22 protein-coding genes are annotated in these 21,803 nt (G+C 44.1%); 6 read left to right on the top strand and 16 right to left on the bottom strand.

The window, feature by feature from the left end:
* Nucleotides 1–89: 89 nt before the first annotated feature.
* The 6 genes from ACR32F_RS14585 to ACR32F_RS14560 all read right to left on the bottom strand — a co-directional run bounded on the left by ACR32F_RS14585 (nt 90) and on the right by ACR32F_RS14560 (nt 7,667).
* Nucleotides 90–743: a hypothetical protein gene (locus tag ACR32F_RS14585; RefSeq protein WP_440119391.1), complete on the bottom strand. Its 654-nt coding sequence runs from the start codon at nt 741–743 to the stop codon at nt 90–92.
* Nucleotides 744–789: 46 nt separating this feature from the next.
* Nucleotides 790–2,193: an outer membrane protein assembly factor BamB family protein gene (locus ACR32F_RS14580; RefSeq protein ID WP_440119390.1), complete on the bottom strand. Its 1,404-nt coding sequence runs from the start codon at nt 2,191–2,193 to the stop codon at nt 790–792.
* A gap of 317 nt (nt 2,194–2,510) precedes the next feature.
* Nucleotides 2,511–4,562 carry a serine hydrolase domain-containing protein gene (locus ACR32F_RS14575; RefSeq protein ID WP_440119389.1) on the bottom strand — a complete coding sequence of 684 codons (2,052 nt, stop codon included), beginning with the start codon at nt 4,560–4,562 and terminating at the stop codon, nt 2,511–2,513.
* Between the two features lie 111 nt (nt 4,563–4,673).
* Nucleotides 4,674–5,972: an ATP-binding protein gene (locus ACR32F_RS14570; RefSeq protein ID WP_440119388.1), complete on the bottom strand. Its 1,299-nt coding sequence runs from the start codon at nt 5,970–5,972 to the stop codon at nt 4,674–4,676.
* A 1-nt stretch (nt 5,973) separates the two neighbouring features.
* The gene (locus ACR32F_RS14565; RefSeq protein WP_440119387.1) at nt 5,974–6,714 is read right to left on the bottom strand and encodes a LytR/AlgR family response regulator transcription factor; all 741 of its coding nucleotides are present in this window, start codon (nt 6,712–6,714) and stop codon (nt 5,974–5,976) included.
* Nucleotides 6,715–6,911: 197 nt separating this feature from the next.
* Nucleotides 6,912–7,667: a YheC/YheD family protein gene (locus tag ACR32F_RS14560; protein ID WP_440119386.1), complete on the bottom strand. Its 756-nt coding sequence runs from the start codon at nt 7,665–7,667 to the stop codon at nt 6,912–6,914.
* A gap of 203 nt (nt 7,668–7,870) precedes the next feature.
* Between ACR32F_RS14560 and ACR32F_RS14555 the strand changes: the two genes are divergently transcribed.
* Together ACR32F_RS14555 and ACR32F_RS14550 are read left to right on the top strand one after the other, a co-directional pair.
* Nucleotides 7,871–8,680, top strand: coding sequence for a DUF6492 family protein (locus ACR32F_RS14555; protein ID WP_440119385.1), 810 nt, complete (start codon nt 7,871–7,873; stop codon nt 8,678–8,680).
* A 17-nt stretch (nt 8,681–8,697) separates the two neighbouring features.
* Nucleotides 8,698–10,071 (top strand): sugar phosphate nucleotidyltransferase, encoded by a 1,374-nt coding sequence (locus ACR32F_RS14550; RefSeq protein ID WP_440119384.1) that lies wholly within the window; start codon nt 8,698–8,700, stop codon nt 10,069–10,071.
* Between the two features lie 137 nt (nt 10,072–10,208).
* Here the strand turns inward: ACR32F_RS14550 and ACR32F_RS14545 are convergent, their stop codons facing one another.
* From ACR32F_RS14545 to ACR32F_RS14525, 5 genes are all read right to left on the bottom strand, one after another.
* A complete protein-coding gene (locus ACR32F_RS14545) occupies nt 10,209–11,003 on the bottom strand; it encodes an SDR family NAD(P)-dependent oxidoreductase (protein ID WP_440119383.1) in 795 nt (264 codons plus the stop codon).
* A gap of 130 nt (nt 11,004–11,133) precedes the next feature.
* Nucleotides 11,134–12,132 carry a helix-turn-helix domain-containing protein gene (locus ACR32F_RS14540; protein ID WP_440119382.1) on the bottom strand — a complete coding sequence of 333 codons (999 nt, stop codon included), beginning with the start codon at nt 12,130–12,132 and terminating at the stop codon, nt 11,134–11,136.
* A gap of 47 nt (nt 12,133–12,179) precedes the next feature.
* Nucleotides 12,180–12,548, bottom strand: coding sequence for an MmcQ/YjbR family DNA-binding protein (locus ACR32F_RS14535; protein WP_440119381.1), 369 nt, complete (start codon nt 12,546–12,548; stop codon nt 12,180–12,182).
* A gap of 276 nt (nt 12,549–12,824) precedes the next feature.
* The gene (locus ACR32F_RS14530) at nt 12,825–13,433 is read right to left on the bottom strand and encodes an esterase/lipase family protein (protein ID WP_440119380.1); all 609 of its coding nucleotides are present in this window, start codon (nt 13,431–13,433) and stop codon (nt 12,825–12,827) included.
* A gap of 145 nt (nt 13,434–13,578) precedes the next feature.
* The gene (locus tag ACR32F_RS14525) at nt 13,579–13,884 is read right to left on the bottom strand and encodes a hypothetical protein (protein ID WP_440119379.1); all 306 of its coding nucleotides are present in this window, start codon (nt 13,882–13,884) and stop codon (nt 13,579–13,581) included.
* Nucleotides 13,885–14,066: 182 nt separating this feature from the next.
* Here ACR32F_RS14525 and ACR32F_RS14520 point away from each other — a divergent pair, with 182 nt between their 5' ends.
* The 3 genes from ACR32F_RS14520 to ACR32F_RS14510 are packed head-to-tail and all read left to right on the top strand — an operon-like array spanning nt 14,067 to nt 17,723.
* Complete coding sequence (locus ACR32F_RS14520; RefSeq protein WP_440119378.1) at nt 14,067–15,527, top strand: spore germination protein; 1,461 nt, start codon at nt 14,067–14,069, stop codon at nt 15,525–15,527.
* The gene (locus ACR32F_RS14515) at nt 15,520–16,608 is read left to right on the top strand and encodes a GerAB/ArcD/ProY family transporter (protein WP_440119377.1); all 1,089 of its coding nucleotides are present in this window, start codon (nt 15,520–15,522) and stop codon (nt 16,606–16,608) included. Before ACR32F_RS14520 ends, ACR32F_RS14515 begins: the two co-directional genes overlap by 8 nt.
* Complete coding sequence (locus tag ACR32F_RS14510; protein ID WP_440119375.1) at nt 16,605–17,723, top strand: Ger(x)C family spore germination protein; 1,119 nt, start codon at nt 16,605–16,607, stop codon at nt 17,721–17,723. The genes ACR32F_RS14515 and ACR32F_RS14510 overlap by 4 nt, the downstream gene beginning before the upstream one ends.
* A 66-nt stretch (nt 17,724–17,789) precedes the next feature.
* Here ACR32F_RS14510 and ACR32F_RS14505 read toward each other — a convergent pair whose 3' ends face one another.
* Entirely contained in the window at nt 17,790–18,785 is a 996-nt protein-coding gene (locus ACR32F_RS14505; protein ID WP_440119374.1) for a Gfo/Idh/MocA family protein, read from the bottom strand.
* 183 nt (nt 18,786–18,968) lie between these two features.
* Here ACR32F_RS14505 and ACR32F_RS14500 point away from each other — a divergent pair, with 183 nt between their 5' ends.
* Nucleotides 18,969–19,835, top strand: coding sequence for a MurR/RpiR family transcriptional regulator (locus tag ACR32F_RS14500; protein WP_440119373.1), 867 nt, complete (start codon nt 18,969–18,971; stop codon nt 19,833–19,835).
* Between the two features lie 146 nt (nt 19,836–19,981).
* Here ACR32F_RS14500 and ACR32F_RS14495 read toward each other — a convergent pair whose 3' ends face one another.
* The 4 genes from ACR32F_RS14495 to ACR32F_RS14480 are packed head-to-tail and all read right to left on the bottom strand — an operon-like array spanning nt 19,982 to nt 21,655.
* The gene (locus tag ACR32F_RS14495) at nt 19,982–20,185 is read right to left on the bottom strand and encodes a hypothetical protein (RefSeq protein WP_440119372.1); all 204 of its coding nucleotides are present in this window, start codon (nt 20,183–20,185) and stop codon (nt 19,982–19,984) included.
* A 45-nt stretch (nt 20,186–20,230) separates the two neighbouring features.
* The gene (locus tag ACR32F_RS14490) at nt 20,231–20,623 is read right to left on the bottom strand and encodes a Ger(x)C family spore germination C-terminal domain-containing protein (RefSeq protein WP_440119856.1); all 393 of its coding nucleotides are present in this window, start codon (nt 20,621–20,623) and stop codon (nt 20,231–20,233) included.
* The gene (locus tag ACR32F_RS14485) at nt 20,520–20,939 is read right to left on the bottom strand and encodes a Ger(x)C family spore germination protein (protein WP_440119371.1); all 420 of its coding nucleotides are present in this window, start codon (nt 20,937–20,939) and stop codon (nt 20,520–20,522) included. Before ACR32F_RS14485 ends, ACR32F_RS14490 begins: the two co-directional genes overlap by 104 nt.
* Nucleotides 20,940–20,971: 32 nt before the next feature.
* Nucleotides 20,972–21,655, bottom strand: a complete 684-nt coding sequence (locus ACR32F_RS14480) for a GerAB/ArcD/ProY family transporter (RefSeq protein WP_440119369.1) — start codon at nt 21,653–21,655, stop codon at nt 20,972–20,974.
* Nucleotides 21,656–21,803 lie beyond the last annotated feature (148 nt).

Raw genomic sequence — 21,803 nt, 5'->3', positions numbered from 1 at the left:
GTCTCGAAATCTATTCATGGAATCTGCAAAAAGTAAAAAAAGCCGCCACGTTGGCGACTTTCATTGCAAGGCTTCCTGGTCAGCTCAGATTATGAATCGCTTTGAACGGTAGATAATGAAACCCAGACTGGACTGGCGAAATCAGAGGCTTCTTCCCCTTTGGGATTATGAAGACGGAACAGAAAAGCATCCCCTTCTTTTGATTTCCAAATCATAAAATCACTGATTCCTTCTCCACTGGAAGATTGAAGATAGAGCTCCGCGAAACCAAGCGGGTGCTCCACCAGCTCTCCGCTATAATCAGACACCTCACCGAATTTCTCCAACTCCGCCTTGCCCGCAGTCTTCAGTTCTGCCAGATTATAATCCGAAGGCAGCGGTTCAATATCCACATAATACTCCGGGTTGCTACTCAGGAACAAGCAGCCTTGGGCAGCGTCAAAGGTGAATTTCTCGAATACATACAAGGAAAATCCTTCTCCTTGTTGCAAGGTTGCCGTCAGTGATTGATTCCCTTCTGCTGTCAACATTTCAAAACTTTTGGTCTGGGGTCGCTCTGTTTCGTTCGTTTCGTTCGTTTCAGATGCTTGCTCATTCTCTGTTGAAGGTGCTGGAGCAGATTCACCTGTTGGTGTTGATGGTTCAGGACTAGCGGAAGGTTCATTTCCACCAGAGCAAGCTGCAAGTGCCAAAACCATAATGATCAGCGAAATGCTCATGATAAAAGAACGCGATTGTTTCACCTGGATCAATCCTCCCTATTTTCATAATATGGATGCAAAATAAAACTTATTTCAGCGAGGCTGGCAGCTTTACCCCTAGCAGTTTACCTTCCGCTTGAATGATCATCATTCCGTCCGTTTTCAACGTCATGTTATGCAGATCCCCTCCGGTGGAGACTCGAAAGACGGGCTGACCCGACATCATGTTGATACCAAGCAGTGTGCCGTTACGCTGCGCCCGATACATTCCTTTTCCGTAAACATCAATCTGAGAAACCGGGGCATCCCCATTCCATTGGACTTCTTGGCCATTGGCCAGCTTGATGCCTGTGAGTTCTCCCGTATTGGCGTTTTTGAAGATCAGCCTTTCCTGTGTAATGCCAAGCCACACCATATTTTCTCCGTAAGGGCGCTGAAAAGTTCGAAGTGGCGTGGTTCCCGGCTTGGTTGAGGTCAACGGATACTCCGCTATCTTATCCCCTTGTAGAAGGTATAATTTGTCTTTATTGGCAAATATCCCTTTATACCCATTTACATACGGTGGATCACCCGGAATTTTCCAGGTATACTCCTGGCTTCCTTTCAACACACCGGTCTTCAGGTTGTACATATTGACCTGATATTTGCGTTCGGGTGACGAATCGTCATCTTCCGACATTGGAGAATAGTAGTTCATTGAATATACAAGACCGTCTTTGATCTGAAGTGCTTCCCCCTGACCAAACTCATCCCATAACTTCTTGCCCGTTTTCTTGTCATACGCATTAAGCTGAGTGGAAGTAAGTGCCCCTTGGACAAAAAAGGTTCTCAACACTACACCATTAGATTCTTCAAGATATGCAGTACCATGACCATCGCTCAACGGTTCATTCGCCTCCCAGCGCAGCTTACCTGACTTGATGTCCAGGGCAAACGTTGTACTTCCTTTAATTACGTAGAGGGTATCCACCGTTGGAACTAGGGCTTCCGTACGGTAATACGTATCAATCCAGGTGGATGTGCCTGACTGCCATTTGGCTTTTCCTGTCTTCGCATTCACGGCATAAGGCTTGTGATTGCTGGTCAGGCCGTATAGAACGCCGCCTTGATAGGTGATAAAAGGGGTCAGTTCTTTGCCGTAAGTCCACAGCCGTTTACCTGTTTTGGCATCGAGTGCAATTAACTTCGATCCAGCGAACGTGAATACTTTGCCCTCTTCTGCGATAGCATTAACTCCGATGTTCGTCTCATTCATATTCAGGTAGTTATCTACTTTCGCCGTCCAGGAAGGTTTCAGCTCAGGTACGGTGAAGTGTTGATAGGGATACCAGTTACGGATCGATACCTCCGATGCTTCTGCATATGCCTGCGACGGTAACACGCCGATACCCCCGTGAACCATCAACATTCCGGCTGTAAGGCCTGCAACGATGGGTCTGAATACTCGCGTTTTCCGATGTGTATTCATGTGACGGGTACGTTTATTGAACATGGTAAGTGACTCCTCCTGTCAAGAAAATAGTCCTAAGATATAACTGAGCATTTTGCATAAATCCAAAGAGCGTCTTTCAATCAGCAAGATATAGATCGAAATGTTTCTATTCGTCTAGATCTTGTACCCGGGAGCGAGATGAATCAAATTATGCAAAATGCTGAACTACATAAACATAACGTGCAGTCAGATCAAATAGTTACGCGATTGTTAAATTATTCAAAGGAAATGTCAAAAAAGCCGCCATGAGGCGACTTCTTGAATAACTGCATTCCTTCTGTGACAAAATGCGGGCGTGAATAGAATAAAGTCTCAGCCTACTTTAAATGAACCTGGAAGACATCACCAGCGTCACCACCAAAAACGATAAAACCTCTTTTCGGGAGCTGCGTTGATTGCTGGTTGGTTGCAACGGAGAAGTGAACCACTTCGCCTTTGTCGTTATACACCGCATAACCTCCGCTCTCTGGAGAATCCACCGTTATCGATTTGTTCGCCGAACGGGCGTCGATCGCATACCACCGGGCCTGACCGTTAGCCGGAATGGTCGTCATTCCTCTTTTTCCGCCAAAGATGGGAGTAATAGCATCCTCTGCAATGTATTCCTGTCCATCCTGGATCAAAACCTCAGCGCCATTCTTCGTGTAGAATTGCAGGTCAAATGCGTCTCTTCCGTTCATCACCGGAATTTGGGCAACATTCTCTGCGTTGTTCGCATCCGTGATTTGCGTGCCATTGGCGTAACCATTTTCGGCATCAACGGACAGATTTTTGATCAGCATCGATGGGAGCAGATAAAAGATCGACGTTATTTTTTCATCTAGTGCGTAATATTTCGAGTCGTTGCGAGCTGTCCATTTCTTTTTCGTTGCTGTGTCCAGCGCGTTATGCTCCAACTTTTGATAATCATACGTGTTCATCACCGTTTGACCTACACCGGGTAACGTAATCATGCCCTGAACTTTAACATACACCTTGTCATTCTGTTCTTTCTCGAAACTGATCTTCGCGCTTCCATCGGAACTTGTAAAATGTCCATCACCTGTGTACACATAGTTCTGCTCCGGGATAAGTCCCCCTAACAAAGCTGGCAGTTTGACCTCGCCATCCTTGATCTTAATGTCCAATGTCGCTCCTACCGTACCATAAAGACCTGAGTATGCGCTTAATTCTGTTGGCATCTTCACTTTGACGGGTGACGAGAATGTTTGATCGGGTTTAACCTCGTCAATGATACCTTGATCCTCCAGAACTTCCAGCAGTACTTTACTGGCAAACATCTGATTGTAGACGGAAGATCCGCCAGATGATAGCACCGCCATTGAAATATCATGTTCGGGTATGGTGATTAACACGGCATGGTACAACATGGTATCTCCGCCCTTGGCAAGCGCGGTAATGCCATAATCACTGAAAGGTGCAAGCTTAACCGCGTCCCACCCCAAGCCATAATTGATCGTATTTTGTTCATCAGATACCCATATGCCCTTCCGATACTCAGGGTTTTGCATGGCCATCACTGAAGATTCGGACAGAATATCCGGTCTGTTCCCCATTAAAACCTCTCCGAATTGACTCAATTCCTCTGCGGTGGAGTACACTCCGCCTGTACCGATAATGTTTGCATTTTCGGTAGGCATCTTCATCTCAAGTGTAGGCCAATAGGTTTCGGATAACTGTTCTCTGTCAAAGGAATCCAGCGGTGTTTTCGTTGATTCCAACTTCAACGGCTCACTGATGAACTTGGCGATATATTCGCTGTAGCTTAATCCACTCACCCGTTCCACCAGGATCTCCAGCAGCTGGAAACCATCATTGCAGTAGACGGAATAGGCTCCCGGCTTGGCTTTCAGTTTTTCGGACTGAAGCTTGAGCAATAGCTCATCATGATTGCGGGTATCATTATCGTCAAACAACATGCTGTTCCCATAATGGGTACCGTAAAGACCGGATGAATGATTCATCAGCATACGCGGTGTGATTTGAGTATAGCGCGCATCCGCCATCTTAAAGTCTTTAATATACGAAGTAAGCGGCTCATCCAGATCTACTTTACCGGAATCGACCAGCCTCATGGCGGCTGCCGTAACAACCATTTTGCTAACCGAGCCTATGCCATACATGCTATCCTTGTCTACTGGCTTCTGTGATGCCTTATCGTGCAGTCCGACACTATCTGATAAAATGAACTTCCCTTCATCCATAATGGCATATTGCAGACTGGTAACACCGTAGTTTTGCACCATCTCCGTGGCGATCTGCTTCGCCTGAACCTCGATCGTTGCACTGTTATTCGCCTCTGCGCTGACATCTGTCAGCGGCGTAATTACAAGCACCGCTGTACATAAAAGACTGATCAATTTCTTCATCTCAATATCCTCCCTCAAACGTTCTTATGAATGAATTCATCATATCCGGGAAGAGACAGATCGAACGCGAGCGGACCCTGAATGGAAAAAAACAATCCCCGAACGGCAGGTTCAGGGATTGTTTGTGTGAAACGGAAGCACGACCATATTATTAAATGTGCGATGTTGATGCTCAATACTCATATGTCCACCATATTTCTCGCTCATTCTCAATATATTGGTCAGACCGATCCCGTGATACTCCGGATTGGACTTCTCACTTTTCAAGTCAACTATCGGTTGCTCTACATGATTCATAATCTGGATGACGAGTGCAGATGGTGTGGAGTGAATGGCAATCAGGATATATCGATCCTCCGCCTGTCTGACCTTTTTGGAGGCTTCAATTGCGTTATCGAGCATGTTACCGAGCACAACACACAGATCATATCGATCGATCTGGACATGCTGCGAGTGGAGCTGGATTTTGGTGTCGATTTTGATCCCGTTTGCCTGCCCCATGGCAAGGGTATTCGTAACAAGGGCATCGATCACGAGATTGCCGGAATTCACCCGCTGGTACGCACCTTCGATCGTATTCAATGTGAATTTAATATGATCGCCTGCCGCCGTCAGTTCGTTACGTTTGATACATTCATCAATGTACAGAAACTGCTGGTTGATATCATGGATGATGCTTTTAATGTTTTTGAAACTGTGTACGATCTTTTCATAGTTGGCATCCTGGTAATCCATCTGACGCTGCAACTGGGCATTTTCATGCGCGAGTTGCACCTTTTCGACCATATTATCGAATACATAGACTATGAACACGTTGAGAAAAAGAGATCCAAGTACAGAAAAGACGTAAAATATGTTTTTTTCACTATATATAGAGGCCACATTGATCTGATAGATCGTAATGGTCGGTACGACGAGAAACAGCAAATAGTAACGATAATGCACGGCAAAACTTCTGCGTTTGGCCACTAAACGGACAATTTGAATGACAATGAACATGATGCTGCAACCAAGCAGCATTACCTTGGAGAGAATCCAGTGGTCTTCTCCGTTGAACTGATCCATTGAACTGTAATCCGCGGATTCCAAAACTCCGAGAATATATACAGCAATGAGATTTGAGGTCGTAATCAGCACCCCATACAGGATAGTAAAAACAAGCTTGATTTTGAACTCCACTTCATAGGATTGTGCCAGACTGAAGATTAATAGCAGAGCAACAGCAGTCGAAACGAGGTCGGAGAAGGACGTTGCCAAATAAAAATAACCCAGCCCAACAAATACCATGAAATAGACCGCTCTCTGTGGCTTCCGCTTGGACTTACCCAGCACAGAATCAAAATAAAAATTCGCCTGAAATGCCATAAGTAAGGTCACAAAGATGACGGAAAGTATCATATATGTATCCATATCATTGAATCCTCATGATCATATATTTGGTATAGGCATCTTTGACTTCCTTGACCTTGGACCGGCCTATGGGTAGTTCCGTTCCATTCAACATGACGACCTGGGTGCCGGCAAACTTCTGAACATGCATCAGGTTGATAATAATCGAGCGATGAATCTGCAAGAAACCATGGTCTTTCAAGGCAGTAGCATAGCTGGATAGAATGCCTTTGGTCTCATGCACATTTTCCTGTGTCACAAAATTCAACTTGTTCTTGATTGTTAAACTTTTGACGACCTCAATCCAGAGGATATCATCATATTTCAGCAGCAGTTCATCATAGTCTGACTTGATCAGTACATACTTTTTGTCCATCGCTTGGAAATATTGGCACAGCTTAATCATCTTCTCCTCAAAGATCTGCGGCTGGATTGGTTTGATCAGATATTGAAATGTCATCACATCGAAGCTCTCCACCATATACTCCGGGTAACTGGTCAGGAACATAATCTGTACGTCCAAAAACTTCATGTTCCTGATCTCTTTGGCGGTTTGAATCCCGTTGATACCGCCCATCTCCACATCCATGATGAGAATATGGAATGTATCCCCAACGTCTCTGTAATGCGAGAGCAGTTGTTCACCAGATGCGAATAATGTGATATGAAAATCAATATGGGTCTTTAGAGATAAGGTTATCAGCATCGTTCTCACATGCTCTCTCTGCTGCTCCTCGTCATCACAGATGGCAACATTATACATATTAAATCCGCCTTTCATCGACATCAACTCTGAATTTCACTCTCGAATATACTATTTTATCACAGGTTTCGGGGTGAAATTGGGATGAAATGCATGATTCAGACCCTAAAACGCAGTTCAACAAAAAAAGTCGCCACCTTGGCGACTCTTGAGCTTGTAACCTTCTCCAGCGGATTTCACATGAAAAATCTGGTCTGTTATTTTGGCGCAGCATGGCGGTAATATCGTATTACTTTGCGATACATCGTCTTGTCCTTTAATTGATTGAAAATAAATGGGTCAGGTTTGACATTTACCTCAATAATCCAGGGTTTCAGACTGTGGTCAAGGCCAATATCCACACCGATTTGCTTTAGATACGGGTACTTTTTCTTCATATGACGAGCTATGCGCAGACTAAGCTCATTCATCTCCTGAACCAGTTCATTCCTGCGTTTTGTGGATACATGCGATTGTAGCAGCTTGTGAACATCCATCGGTGTACCACCACTATGATAATTGGTTACGATTTTCTTTGGATGACCCAGTCGGCCGATGATTCCGGTAGCTTCCCACTGCTTGGTCGGGCTTAGCTGTATCATGACTCGGATGTCAAAACGCCTGTTATTGTGCTTAAGAAGATGGATTCCTCTCTGAATTAGATAGCTTCTTTTATGCACCAAACGTGTCAGACTGGTATAGAAGGATTCAAAGCTGTCAAACGTCAGGCGTTTTTGCTCTATCTGAAAGACAAAATGTTGATGACTGTCCATCTCGGCCTTAATGACACCCATCCCGAAAGTACCTCTCTCGGGTTTGACATAGACCATTCCATATTTGCTGATCATGGATTTCAGATTCGTTTTGTTATATTTCTGTGTGTCGGGGATAAACGGTTTAATAGATTCATTATTGATGATCAATTTTGTTTTTACCCACTTGCTTCTTAACGGCTGCAATTTATCAACTCCCATATCATAAACTCTCCCTTCAGCAACCGCATCAAAGCCTGCTGTTTGATCAAGATCCTGCATGCATTATATGAAATACCGATAAAGGAACCCTCAACAAAAGCCCCTATTCGTAAAAAATGTATACTTGCACATGCCCTGACCAAAACACTTTTGCACACATACCATGAAAGAAGTCATAACGATTTGTGCAAGGAGTTGAGAAGATGTCCGTTCAGCGTGGAATTCAGTTGAATCATGCGCCTATGATCGATGTTCTTATACCAGCGATTGAGAAAGATTTGGCTACCCTTCCTCTCGTCATCGATAACATTCGCCGTTATGTAAAGCATCCCATCGGAAGCATATATATTGTTTCTCCGGTCAGCAACAAAATCAGAAAACTTTGTTCCCGTAAAAACTGCACTTTTGTTAATGAGCGATCCGTCCTGCCTATAACCAAAAACGAGATACACTACCAGTCCTCCCGTTGGAATCGGTCAGGCTGGTTATATCAGCAGTTGCTCAAAATGAACGGAGATTCCATTGTGAAGGCAAAGTACTTTCTAGTCATGGATGCGGATACCGTACTGATTAAACCTCATTCATTTATTGTAGAAGGCAAAACGGTATTTTACTGCCGTGATTGGAGCCAGCCGGAATATTTCAATACCTACCGTAAGTTGTTAGGCATGAAAGCTCCGCGTCCCCGCTCTTTTGTCACCCATTATATGCTGTTCGAAAAATCGAAACTCTCTGCCTTAAAACAGAAAATTGAAGCGGTTCATAAGCTGCCATGGTACAAAGCGATCATCTCCAATATCAATAAGAAGAAGCAGTTTGGTTTCTCCGAGTATGAAACGTATGCCAATTTTATGTATACGAAGTACCCGGGCAGCATGGTCCTTAGAAGTTCCATGAATAAAAGTCTGAATGTGAACGCTTCTTCGTTAAAAGAGCAACAAATCCGTAATCTGGCTCTTAAATACCGTTCTCTTTCCTTTCATAAACGTAAAATCTATAGTAAAGCTCCCTGAGCTTAAGGAGGAAGCCCATGCATATCGTACTGCTGTGCGGCGGCTCTGGCAAAAGGCTCTGGCCGTTATCCAATGAGCTTCGCTCCAAGCTGTTCGTAGATATCCTTCCATCACCCGATGGGAGTAGGGAATCCATGATCAGCAGAGTATGCCGCCAGCTTGACAGTTCATGCCTAACGGACTCAACGCTCATTATTTCACATCAGGATCAGGCTAACATTACGGCTCGACATACTCAAGGCAAAATACCAGTCATCGGGGAACCTTATAAACGAGGCACTTTTACTGCGGCAGCCTTAGCGACGTTATATCTGCAATCCTTCCGAATGGCCAAAGATGACGATGTGATCTGTATCGCGCCTGCTGATGTATTCGCAGGTGAAGATTTTTTCAGCAACTTCCAATTACTGCCGGACATATTGAAACAGTCTCAAGCCGATATCGCTTTAATTGGGACAAGGCCTACACATGCTTCAGAACAGTATGGATACATCCTGCCGGGTAGGGAAGAACGTAATGCCTATGTGCCCGTAACACAATTTATAGAAAAACCCGAAGCCGCCATTGCTGAAACTCTACTGCAACGTGGGGCACTGTGGAACTGCGGAGTGTACGCCTTCTCCGTCGCGTTTATGATATCCCATATTGAAAAAATGGGGCTTCCGGTTCATTATGATCAATTCTCATCCCTGTATGAAGCATTGCCTGAACGCAGTTTTGACAAGCATGTTGCAGAAAAGGCGCAGCGGGCCGTGGTCCTGCCATATAAGGGAGTATGGCAGGATATCGGAAGCTGGGATACGCTGTGCGCCCAGTTAGATTCCCATGTATTCGGGCACGGTGGAATCTCGGGATCTTCCTCCGATTCCTATATTATTAACGAGCTTCCCTACCCCATCCAAGTCATTGGCGTGCCAGGTATTATCGCTGCCGCAAGTCCAGACGGCATTCTCATTGCCAACAAAAATAATTCAAATGAAATTAAAGCGCAATTGGGCAGCTTGCCACTAAAACCGATGTATGGTGAAGCAACCTGGGGCAGTTATCGTGTCATAGAGAGCTCGGTGGAAGATGAAAATACAACCGTAACCACATTGAACACAACGGTTCTACCGGGCAAACATATCGGGTTGCACTGGCACCGGACAGGATGCAGAGCATGGACTGTACTTGCAGGCAGCGGTCAATTGCTTATCAACGGACAGGTCACCCAGGTGACTATCGGCAATCAGTTCGCGATCACCTCGGAGAGCGTCTATTCTATTTTCGCTGAAACCAGGATGGGCATCCTTGAGGTGCGGATCGGCGAAACCGAGGATGAAAACAACATCCTTTTTGAAGAAGAAGATTGGAATATAATTGTAGAACGTGCAGGATCGTATAACTATTGATTGGGAAATGAACCGTTCAAATCTGCACACCTAATAGCCCCGTCCATTCGTGGGGGCTATTAGGTGTGCGTATTGAACGAAACATGGGGTAAAACCAAATATCAGTGTGCTGTAGAAACCTTCAATCCAGATACATTTTAGAATATGGTTGGAATCATGCCCCCGTCCATTCGGATGGGAGAGCCTCTAAAGGCTGAAGCATACGGGCTGCATACAAAAGTTGCAAGTCTGCCTATTTCACTTGGCTTGATGAATCGCTCTAATTCGGATTGTGGCAGATTACGCTTCATAAAATCATTCTCTTTTTCCTCGAAAGTCAGCGCTTCATCAAGGTATATCCCCTCAATGATCTCACGTACATTTTCGGACAGTGTCGGCCCTGGTAGGATCGTATTGATCGTAACTTCGGCCCCTGTTGTCAGTTTGGACAAACTTTTGGATAATGACAGCAACATTGATTTGGTCATGCAATACTGGGGCATCTGGCCTGATGGCATAAGCGCTTCTTCACTCGCTATGAAAATAATGCGCCCGTCATTTTTCTTCACCATTTTAGGTAAATAAAATTGGGACAAGCTATTGGCAGCCAGAACATTGGTGCGGAAATAAGTCTCCCATACTTCATCATTCACGTCTTCATAACTCATGATTTCATATATGCCCATGCTATTAATTAAAATATCAACATCAGGGAATTTCTCGAATAAAGCTTGTCTTTGCTCCAGATCCACAAGATCAGCCGTGGCCTTTTGCGGAAAGGTCTCCGGAAAATTGGACCTTATTTCACGAACTGTTCGTTCTACCTCTTCATCATTTCGTCCATTAATCAGAACATGAACACCTTCTCGGGCGAGTTCAAAAGCAATCGCTCTACCGATTCCTTTTGTTGATCCTGTAACTAAGGCTGTTTTTTCTTTTAATCCCATATCCATCCCGCATGTCCCCTTCTTCATTACAACTATCCGGCAACTGATTCATAAACCTTGCGAACGGCTTAACGTTCCGGATAGGAATAATATTACGCGGTCTGAACGGCCCGGTAACTAGCAGCTTGCGCCAGAATTATTGCCTGACACGCCAATTAGAAGGTGTATCTCCTTCCCAGATTCGGAAAGCACGATAGAACGAATTCTGATCCTCATATCCGACCAGGAATGCCACTTCTTTGATATCGAGCGAAGGGTCTGCCAGGTACTTCCGAGCCTGCTCATGTCTGGCTTCGGTCAATAATTGCTTAAAGTTTGTGTTCTCCTCTGTCAGTCGGCGCTGCAGAGTACGATCGCTTATTTGAAGCTCTTTGGCGACCGTCTGGATGTCGGGGCGCTTTCCTGTAAGGCTGCGTTTCATGATCCATTTGACCATATCGGTAACGGAACGCCTGCTCTGCTGTTCGTCCAGCGATCGGTCCAGAGCTGGGTTCAGAATCTCTAACAACTCCTCGTTATATGAGAGAAAAGGAAGACCCAGATCTTTCCGGTGCAGCGTCAGCCGGTTATAGTTGGCATTAGTCACGACTCGGCAGCCGAAGTACGCCTCAAGGTTATCTACGTTACCCATCGGTTGTGAGAATTCAACCAACTTTGCAGTCAAAGGCTGGCCTGTGCCCCTCCGTCCAAGTTCGAGCAGAAATGCCAGCGTGATACCAATCAGCATAGGTGGACCCGATTGATCTGTCTGTAACCATTTCAGTTCAATGGTACATTGCTCCCCCACTTCGATAATCTGCAAGCTCTCGGGAGGGCACATTTGTTTGTACCGTACCATTCGGTATATAGCATCGCGATAGTCACGAGCATGGTAAGCCGCTAAGACCGTCGGCGGATACTTCGTTGTTTCAAATGCAGTCACCAGTTTAATAACGCCTTCGGCCGTGTCACCCGTGAGATCGGAATAGGCCTGCCAAATCGCGAAATATTCGGATTGGGTTACTTCAAATTCAGTAATTGCGGTGAGAGGCAGTTGAGCTGTGCGAGCTATGTCACCAGTACTAACACCTAATAGATGTAATCCGGCCCAAAAGCCTGGATGAATTTTGATACGCTCAGAAGGTAGAGACTTCATGCCCAGGAGCTCCTTTTGCTATGTTCTGATGACCGTTGTGATACTCTCTATCGTGATTTCGATGGAGTGGAGATAGATTCCCTGAGACTCTTTGGAAGTTTTCGGTAAACCATATCGTAAGAGTGGTCGATCATATCAAAGATATCTGACTCAGGTAAAGAGCCATCCATCGTAATGGTATTCCAATGCTTTTTGTTCATGTGGTACCCTGGTTGCACAGCCTCAAGTTGCTCTCTCAGGTTTTCCGCAATCACGGGGTCACATTTCAGGTTTAAGCGAACATGATTGCCGTTATCCTCAAAAATTAGCGCAAACATTTTATCCGCAACTTTGAATACCGATGTATTCGGTCCAAAGGGATACTCTTTTGTCGCTCCGTTCTTCTTTAAACAATATTCAATAATCGCACTCTTCAATTCAAAATCGCTCCTTCCCGAACGGCAGTCATTCTTTAATCTTCCTATATGATTTTATAATCCAATTATAAGAACTTATGTTCCGCATATCAAGCAAAGATCTGATCGATAATGGTCAGGTGCTCTGTTTTATCACTATCGTTTCGATCCTTAGCACATTGTTCAGCCTCTCCATACCCCAAAACTTAAAAAGCCGCCATATGGCGACTTCTTAAGCGACTATGCCTATGTCATCCGACATAGGGTTAGTCGTGTTTATATGAAAGCCTATCCGAACTATTCGCTTAACGCTGTTTTGATCAAGTCGTTCACCCGAGAATTAAAGAGCAGACCGATATGGGACACCAGGGAAACCGAAATATTGTTCGCACCGTCCAATCGGGATAGTGCAGGTGATACGATCGTGTCACTAGTAGAATAGATAGAAGTAACATTTATTCCTTTTGGGGCTGTTCTTGTAGTCAGTCGGTTAGCCCCGCCAAGGGTCACCAGCTTGTCTACTTTGGAAGCGCCACCACGATTCAGTATGTAATATAAGCTATTGGCTCCGCCCATACTGTGAGCAACAATATCGACTTTTGTATGCCCTGTTTGACGAAGCACATCATCTACAAAACGGCTAATCGCTGCTGAGTTCAACTGCTGGTTTCCTTGTTTGCTCGGCAGATCAATGGCGAACAGCTCATCCTTACTCCAGCCCTGACTACGCAGATACCTCTCAATAGCTGCAAAATTGCTATCCGACCCCGTCAATCCGTGTACAAGTACAACTGGCGTGCGTGCCGTGGCTGCAGAAGCCTTCGAACTCTGACCCATGCCAGGTATGGACGACAAGGCAAGAATTATGCTCATTACAGCAATTAGGATAATTTTACTCTTTTTCATTTAATTCACTCTCCTGTAAAATTATTTATATTACATATACACATAGTACAAGGGAATATATGTAATATAAATGAATCTTTAGTCTCATTTTTCACAGGGAAAATTGCGTAATCGCACTTGGAGTGAATTTTCTTAATAAATTACATTATCCTTCAACCACATCAGCTCGCAAATCAGTAGCAATCTCAATCATTTTGGGAACTATAGCTTCGTTCGAAATCGCTACATATACATCTCCCATGTATAGCCGGAACGGAATTTCCTCGTCTCCATGCTTCCACATGAAGAAATCCCCCTCAATGGACATGGTGCTTTCGGGGCCTTTGACGATAAGAACCTGAGAATACCTAAAATCGGGTTTGGATGCAAAGTATTGTTTACATTCTTCCAAATCGATAGATTGCTCCGTATTTTCTTGCATTGATCGTGTTATGCGGAAACGCTGATTCATGGAAATGCCTCCAATTCAAAATAAAGGTGTCTTACATTTTGTGCAACAACCATTATATTTCTCTTTCACAGTAAAAACAAATGAAGAATCAATGCATAGTTGCTGCATTTTTCATAACCTTTGGATAAATCATCCTGATATAGAACACATTATGTATAACTTATTTCTACAAGAGGTGGCTCATGACCCTAGACAATACAGCTTTCTTTGAATTGCAAAAGAACATCTCCTATGTGGAGCAGTCCCTCTTTCACACGGATGATCTAAAAAAACAGTCCTTCTGCACGAATGGAACAGACAGCGTACTGCTCTACATTGATTCACTCGTAGATCACGAGATGATTCAGATGCATATTCAGACAGCGCTCTCGGAGAAAACAGATGCGGATACCCATCACATGTTTACCTTGGGCAGTCAGAAGGAAACCGATCTGCAATCAGCCATAGACTATCTACTTCAAGGGAGATGTCTTTATATCCAGGATGGAGTCTGTGAATTTTACGTGCTCTTCACAGAAAAAATATATGCCCGCGCGACAAACGAGCCTGACAACGAAGGGGTTATTCGAGGCCCTCACAACGGTTTTATTGAGCAGCTTTCTGTCAATTTGAATCTAATTCGCAGACAAATGAATAGTCCATCTTTGATCGTGCGCTACTATTATGTCGGCGAGACATCCCGCACCAAAGTTGCTGTCGTGTATATTCAGGATTTGGCCAATCCCGAGCTGGTGGAACAGGTGAAAGATCGGATCCTTTCCATTTCTTCGGATATGGTATTGACTCCCGGTTTTATTCAAGAATTTGTGGAAGACAGCCCGTTTTCCCTTTTTCCCCAGCAACTAAGCACAGAGAGACCTGACCGGGTTATTGCCAACCTGATGGAAGGAAGAGTGGCCATTCTCGCTGAAGGCAGTCCTGCCGTTCTTATCGCTCCGGTTACTTTTTTTGCATTTTACCAAAGTCCGGACGATTATCACGGTCGCTGGATGGTAAGCTCTTTTCTAAGGTTGATTCGCATGATGAGCTTCATCATTGCTTTTACGTTACCTGCTATTTATATTGCAACCATCTCTTTTCACTCGGCCATTTTGCCGCTGGAGCTTGCACATACGATCAAAAAATCATTACAAAACATCCCGTTCCCCGCTCTTATTGAGGCCATGCTGCTTGAACTAATCTTTGAGGTATTAAGAGAAGCAGGGGTACGGCTGCCCAGCCGTGTAGGCCAAACGATCGGTATTGTTGGCGGTTTGGTTATTGGAGATGCGATTGTTCGTGCAGGGCTTGTATCCTATACGATGATTATCGTTGTATCACTAACCGCCATTTCTTCATTCTTGGTACCTTCTCACGAAATGAGTTCAGCGGTGCGTATTCTCCGCTTTCCGATGATGATCGGAGCTGCACTTTTTGGATATATTGGCATTGTTTACGGGCTGGTTATTCTCACGATCCATCTCTGCAAGCTGGAATCCTTCGGGACTCCCTATTTTGCTCCAGTGGCTCCTTTTCGGTTAGCGGATATGAAAGATGTATTTATTCGCTTTCCCATATGGGCTCTCCGCGGACGCCCCCATGATTCCCGCCCTCAAAAGTTAAAACAGGAGAATGACTCTAGGAGTTGGAAACGACGTGAATAAAGAAAGTACAATCACACAGGGACAATTGTTTCTTCTAATTTTGAAATTTGAGATTGGTGTAGATATTCTATCGTTACCTCATCGGATACACCTCATCGCCAAAGGAGGGGGATGGATCTCTGTTTTCCTGGGGGGAATTATGATTCAACTCATTATTCTGTTGTGCTGGCTTCTGATGCGACGTTTTCCCAGCTCTACGATTTATCAAATTACAACGCTCGTCACTGGCAGTTGGATTGGAAAAGTATTAGTTATTGCTTATATCGCATATTACCTGTTGATGGGTACTTCTGTACTGGTGAACGCCTACAGTGTCATTAATCGCTGGATGCTACAAGATACTCCGCGCTGGGCGATACTTACTCTGTTCCTCTTCAGCAATATTTATCTGGTTCGCGAAAACTTACGAATTATTGCTCGGGTGCTTGTGCTCATCTCGTTTTTAATTGTACCCATAATGGTATTAATCAGTTACGGACTTAAGGAAGTCAACCTGCTATATTTGTTGCCTTTGGACGAAGCGGGATGGCCCAATATTATTAGCGGATCAACGGAAACATTGATGGCTATGTTTGGGTTTGAATTTTTTCTTGTTGTGTTTCCCATGGTCGAGGGCAAAAGTGTTGGCAAACTCAAGTCCATTACTGCAGCAAGCGGAATCGTCGTTCTATTGTATGCATTTACCATGTTTATCTGCTCATCCGCATTCAGTCCCCAGCAGCTTGATATGATGCCAGAGCCCGTTATTTATCTTCTCAGATCCATTCCGCTCGGCACGATGGATCGGGTTGATTTCTTGTTTCTCCCCATCTGGGTCATTTCAATTTTTGGTGCAATTTGTGGCTATAATTATGCTGCTGCCAATGGTTTAAGCTATCTCTTCAAACAAAAAAACCATAAAAAGGCTGTGCCTTACGTTGTCCTTACTTCATGTATTATTGCTTATTTGCCGCAGGAAAAGGCCAATATTGAGATGATTAGTACCATCGCCAACAATTCGGCTTATTTTTTTCTCATTGTCCTGCCTTTATCGCTGCTGCTCCTGTCATATATTCTGAAACGAAAGGAAAAGGTCATATGAGAAAACGAAGAATAGCACTTGGCGTGCTGACTCTCATATTAATGACAGGCTGCTGGGACCAGGACAGCTTAAAGGATGCACGACTGGCTAATGCTTCAGCGTTTGATTTAACGCCAGATGGTGAGATCCAGCAAACGCTTGAAATTGTCGATGATATGGAGAGTTCACAAGGAAGCAGCGTTAATGAAGTGCATACAGGCACCGGGAGGTCGGTCCGTCAGAGCACAGATAAAATTCGAGATAAAGTAACAGGAGATATTCGCTTCTTCAAATACGGCATGATTTTATATGGGAATAAACTTGCACGAAACGATATATATCCTTATCTTGATGTTTTGTATCGAGAACCGGATTATCCGACATCGCATGTAAAAGTAGCCATCGTAGATGGAGCAGCCGGAGAGGTGTTACAGCAAAAAAAGGTCGGTAGCATTTTGATTGGTGAGTTTATCACTAAAAAAATAAAAAGTTTGGAAGAACTATGTATATTTCCCGAAATGACGCTGGAGACCCTGCTCCCCCCCATGCTTGATCCGGGTCAGGATTTTACTCTTCCCTATCTCGTTAAAGATGGAGAAGAAATTGCTGCACGGGGAATCGCGTTATTTCACGGGCAAAACTTCACAGGAAGTCTGGATACAGAACAGGCGCCTCTGTACGTTATCCTAAGTGGAAAATGGAGTAAAACAGCACGCTTCGTTAAAAAGGTGAATTCGGGACCTTCCTATGACCCGCGAAATTATGTAACGTATGAAGCCAATACCCAGAAAATCAAACGAAAGCTTGCCGTAAAAGTTGGAAGAGACCGCCAAATTGATGTGGTTCTAAACATCGAACTGCCCGTTACTATTGTTGAATATCCCAATAATCATCTTCAGGAGAAGGAAACCATTAATCGTTTGAACACGCAACTTTCCGAAGATATGACCCAGGATGCCGAACAAATCATCCAGAAACTTCAGCAAACCGGGTGTGATTCATTTGGGATTGGCAGAGAGTTAATCGCCCACTATCCTAAGTTGTGGAAGGATTTGAATTGGGACGACGAATATGCCCAGGTTCGTTTTCATCCTCAAGTCACTGTCAAAGTCATCGGATATGGAGTGTTGAATTAACAGCTACCACCCCGATTTAACATCGTTACAGCAAAAAAGTCGCCCATCAGGCGACTTCAAAAGTTGCTATATTGTTGTCCTCTGAGGGCCAAATACAAGATTGGCAGATTGTTTGGCCTGCTCTACAACATTCATAACCTTCTCGCTATGTTCAAGCATATCAGCGACTTTTTGTATATCTTGTTCCTGGATCATACGGTCAAATTCATAGAATTCATCATACATGCGATGTGGATGATCCTTCAGATCTACCCGAATGGCTGTCTCCTTATTGGCGACGTACTCGAAGCTATCAATGACATTAGCTGAACTTGCCATGTGAATATAGCCTTCATTGCCTTGAATGTTCACTGCATTGGGGGCTGTACTGTCTTTGGAACCGATGCAGATACACTTGAAATGCCCATAATCCAGCATTAATATACCTGAGGTATCAATTCCTCGTTCCATGTTTGCCCAATACTCCACCTTCTTCGGGCTCCCGAAGAATCCAACGACCAGATGTATATTATACAAGTTAATGTCCATTAATGCTCCACCGGACATTTCCGGGTTGAACGCTGGCAAGACTTCTCCAGCTTTGAAAGCCGCATACCGAGATGAATATTGGGAAAAGTTACATTCCACAATTTTGATCTCACCGAGCAGCCGGAGATGCTCTCTCATGGACAAATAGTTTTTCAAATATTGATTCGTAATGGCTTCCACCAATACTAATTCCTTTTGCTGAGCAATCTCTTTAAGCTCAAGAAATTCTTGCAAATTGGAAGTGAACGGTTTCTCACAAATGACATGTTTTCCACGTAATAAAGCTTCTTTGGTGTATGAATAATGAAGATGATTTGGAAGCCCGATGTAGATGGTATCTACCTCATCATTCGCAAGCATTAGACTGAAGTCCGAATAAATCTGGCGAATTCCGAACTTTTCCTGAAGAAACAACAGCTTCTCCTGGTGACTGGGTTTCGAGCTGATGGCCTCCAGGGTTATTGTGGGGATTTCATGAATAAAGCTCAATAAATCTGTTACAATCATTCCGGCTCCAACGATTCCTAATTTCATTTGATTTACTCCCCTTTATGCTTTGTTTCATTTATTATAGAAGAAGAACTTGATGCGTGAAGGATTTGCCGCCATAATGGTACATTCGACCAATCATTTGTCTTTCCCAACGTATATTATTAAACAAAATGTTTACTGGATGTCCTTGATCCATGTTATTACCATTGAGCCGGGGTGAACCTGTTGAGAATACTGACACAATTAACAGACATGCATCACTTTACACCAAACGAAAAAAGCATAGCATCCTATATTCTGACGCATAAACAGAGCATCCTTCACCTCAATATTCAGGAACTTGCAAAAGCTACGTATACCTCGCATTCGGCGATTAATCGCCTGACTCATAAACTCGAATTATCCGGTTTCAAGGAGTTCATTATCAGACTTGCTCGGGAATTTGAACAAGAATTTCAACATATCTCCAAAGTCGACCCTAATTACCCCTTCAGTCTGGGTGAGTCTTCCCTTCAGATCGCCAATGAAATTGCCGAATTAATGAAAGAAACCATTGAAAAAAACGTTGCCTTTATGGAGGATGAATTGCTGTCACAGACAGCCCAATTATTGGATCAAGCTGAACGGATATTCATCTATGCCTTAGGGGACTCACAAATTCGGGCAAAAAGTTTTCAAAACAAATTGTTTAAAATTAATAAATATGCTGTCATTGCTACCGAGCTGTCCGAATGGGCTCATCATACCGTCAATCTGACGCCACGAGATTGCGCCATTTTCTTAACCTACCATGGAAAGTCACTGAATTATATCCAAGTGGCTCACCATTTCAAACGTGAAAACATTCCGTTTATAACCATCACAGCAAACAGTCATAGTGAGCTGGCAAAGCTCAGTACGATCTGTATACAGGTTCCGAATGATGAAGTGAAGCTTGCCAAGATTGGTACTTTTTCTTCACAAATTGCCTTGGATTACGTGTTAAACGTGATATACTCCTGTATCTACAAACTCGATTATTTGCAAAACATGCAAGGTGCAACAGAATTGTTAAAGACATTTAATGTCGATGACATGATGAATGACGTATAGTAAAATGCTAAACTTTTCGAGAGTAAAACAACCGTTTCTAAAGTCTGTTCATCAGGAAAGATCATCGAAAATTTCAATATCTTTGACTTTGAATTAAGCCAAGAGGATATTTAGACAGAAAGGGATAGGTTATTTCATAAACTTGTCTATATGACCAAATAGAAGTTTGACAAATTGAGTCGGACCTGGCAATCTTGGCTGGGGAACAGTAGCAGCAGAGCAAGGACTGCAGCTACAATGGAAATTCCTGCTACAACGATTCTTGCTCTCTTCTGTTTGCTGCTCTGCCATTCACCATATATAATAGCTGCAGCCAGCAGAACAATTCCAAGGACGGATGCTAATTTCATTCTATCCATTCCTCCATAAAAGCTTTTCTCAGGCTTAGTAGCCCACTATTTTGTTCCTTGATCGGGTATTCCTTGTGGTCCGATCGACTTACCGGTGCGAACAACGAGTGCCTCCACTTTGACATCCACGTTCATTTCGGAGAAAATCTTTTCCCAGTTTTGCTGCTGTTCTTTCCACTGTTTCGGGTAATACCTGCGGAATTCGACAGCAAATTTGAAAAAATCCGTTTTCAACTCTCTCTGTGACATTTGGAGAGCTTCATTGACATGCTCTTTCAGCTCGGCTGACCAAGCTTGTTCAAGTTTAGTCAACTTGGCAGGATTAGACAGATCTTCATCCGTAGTATTCAATACAACTTCTCCTTGGGATTCGATCCGAATCTGCATGCTCCACTCCTTGTTTATGATATGCGGGGTCAGCGATGTCTTGTTTTCTATCAGACGGATCGAAAATGATCCGTCCCCTGGCTTGATCTCTACGGGCATAATAATAAACCTCGCAATGGCCCCAGAACATATTGCGTGCAACCTGCCTTTGTAACCGATTCAAAGCTTCGGCAACCGTACGTCCTTCTGCCGTCCGAATCATCGTGACACCGCTTGGACTGCTTCCGCCACTTTCCGCCCCGCCCCCTCCCTTGCGAGGGATAAAGATCTGGGCGGTTAGATGTACTTTCTCGTCCACATGATCAATGCCCGTAGCCAAAACAATGGCTATATCGTTAATTTCAACCCGGTCCCAGCACGCGGTCAACAACATGCTACACAGTAGTGGAACGATGACAGCTATGCATATCTTCTTTTGTCCTCCTCCAAGCCAAACCATTCTGCCGTTGATGTAGCGAGAATATAGAGAAAAACTGAAATTTTGACGAAAATCCCAAAAATCCAAATAGCAATGATGAGCGCTTCAATATGCTGCAAAAAGTCAGCAATTGTGATATAACGTGCCGCAACCATGACCGGGAAAACAAAAGTGTCTGTCAAATCCCCAATCAGAAACAGGCAGAACAGATTGGTTACCGTCATCGCTGTTGTTGTCACGACCAGCGAAACAACCATCGCTCTGGCTGTTCGTTTCTTTTTATTGACGTAAGGAAGAAGAAAAGCCAATACAATGTATTCACTAAACCATGCAGCTGGGGCTACAGCGCCTTTTAAGGTTGGCAGCAATCCGCTCTCCATAAAGGGAAATAACTCTGCAGGATTGAGCTCTCCAATCAGCAGAACAAAAATCAGGCAGAGCAAGATAACAAGTAACGTAACAAATATCTGGGCGGTACGCCCCACAACTTCAATACCCAGTCTGACATTAATGGCGCAAACGACCACCATCGTTCCCATAATCACGAACAGAGGGGTACGTGGAAGTGCGTTATTGACAATAAAATCACCATACTCACGAATAATGAGTCCGGTTAGATGCGGTAAAAAAGCAAGGTAAGCAAGCCCTAGCAGCTTGCCAGGCACCGCCCTGTAATCAACAGACTGGATTGAATGATGGTCTTGCCGGGATAAAGACGGTCAAGCCCCAGATCGGAGAAATCCACATGTCATGTCCAGCATAGTGCATTGTGATACCGGGTACGGACAGGATCGCGGTGGCAAGGATTGTGGG

Source organism: Paenibacillus hebaui (genome assembly GCF_051934385.1).
Taxonomy (GTDB): Bacteria; Bacillota; Bacilli; order Paenibacillales; family Paenibacillaceae; genus Paenibacillus.
Note: the sequence above shows the minus strand (reverse complement) of the source record. Positions and strands in the feature narration are given on the sequence as shown.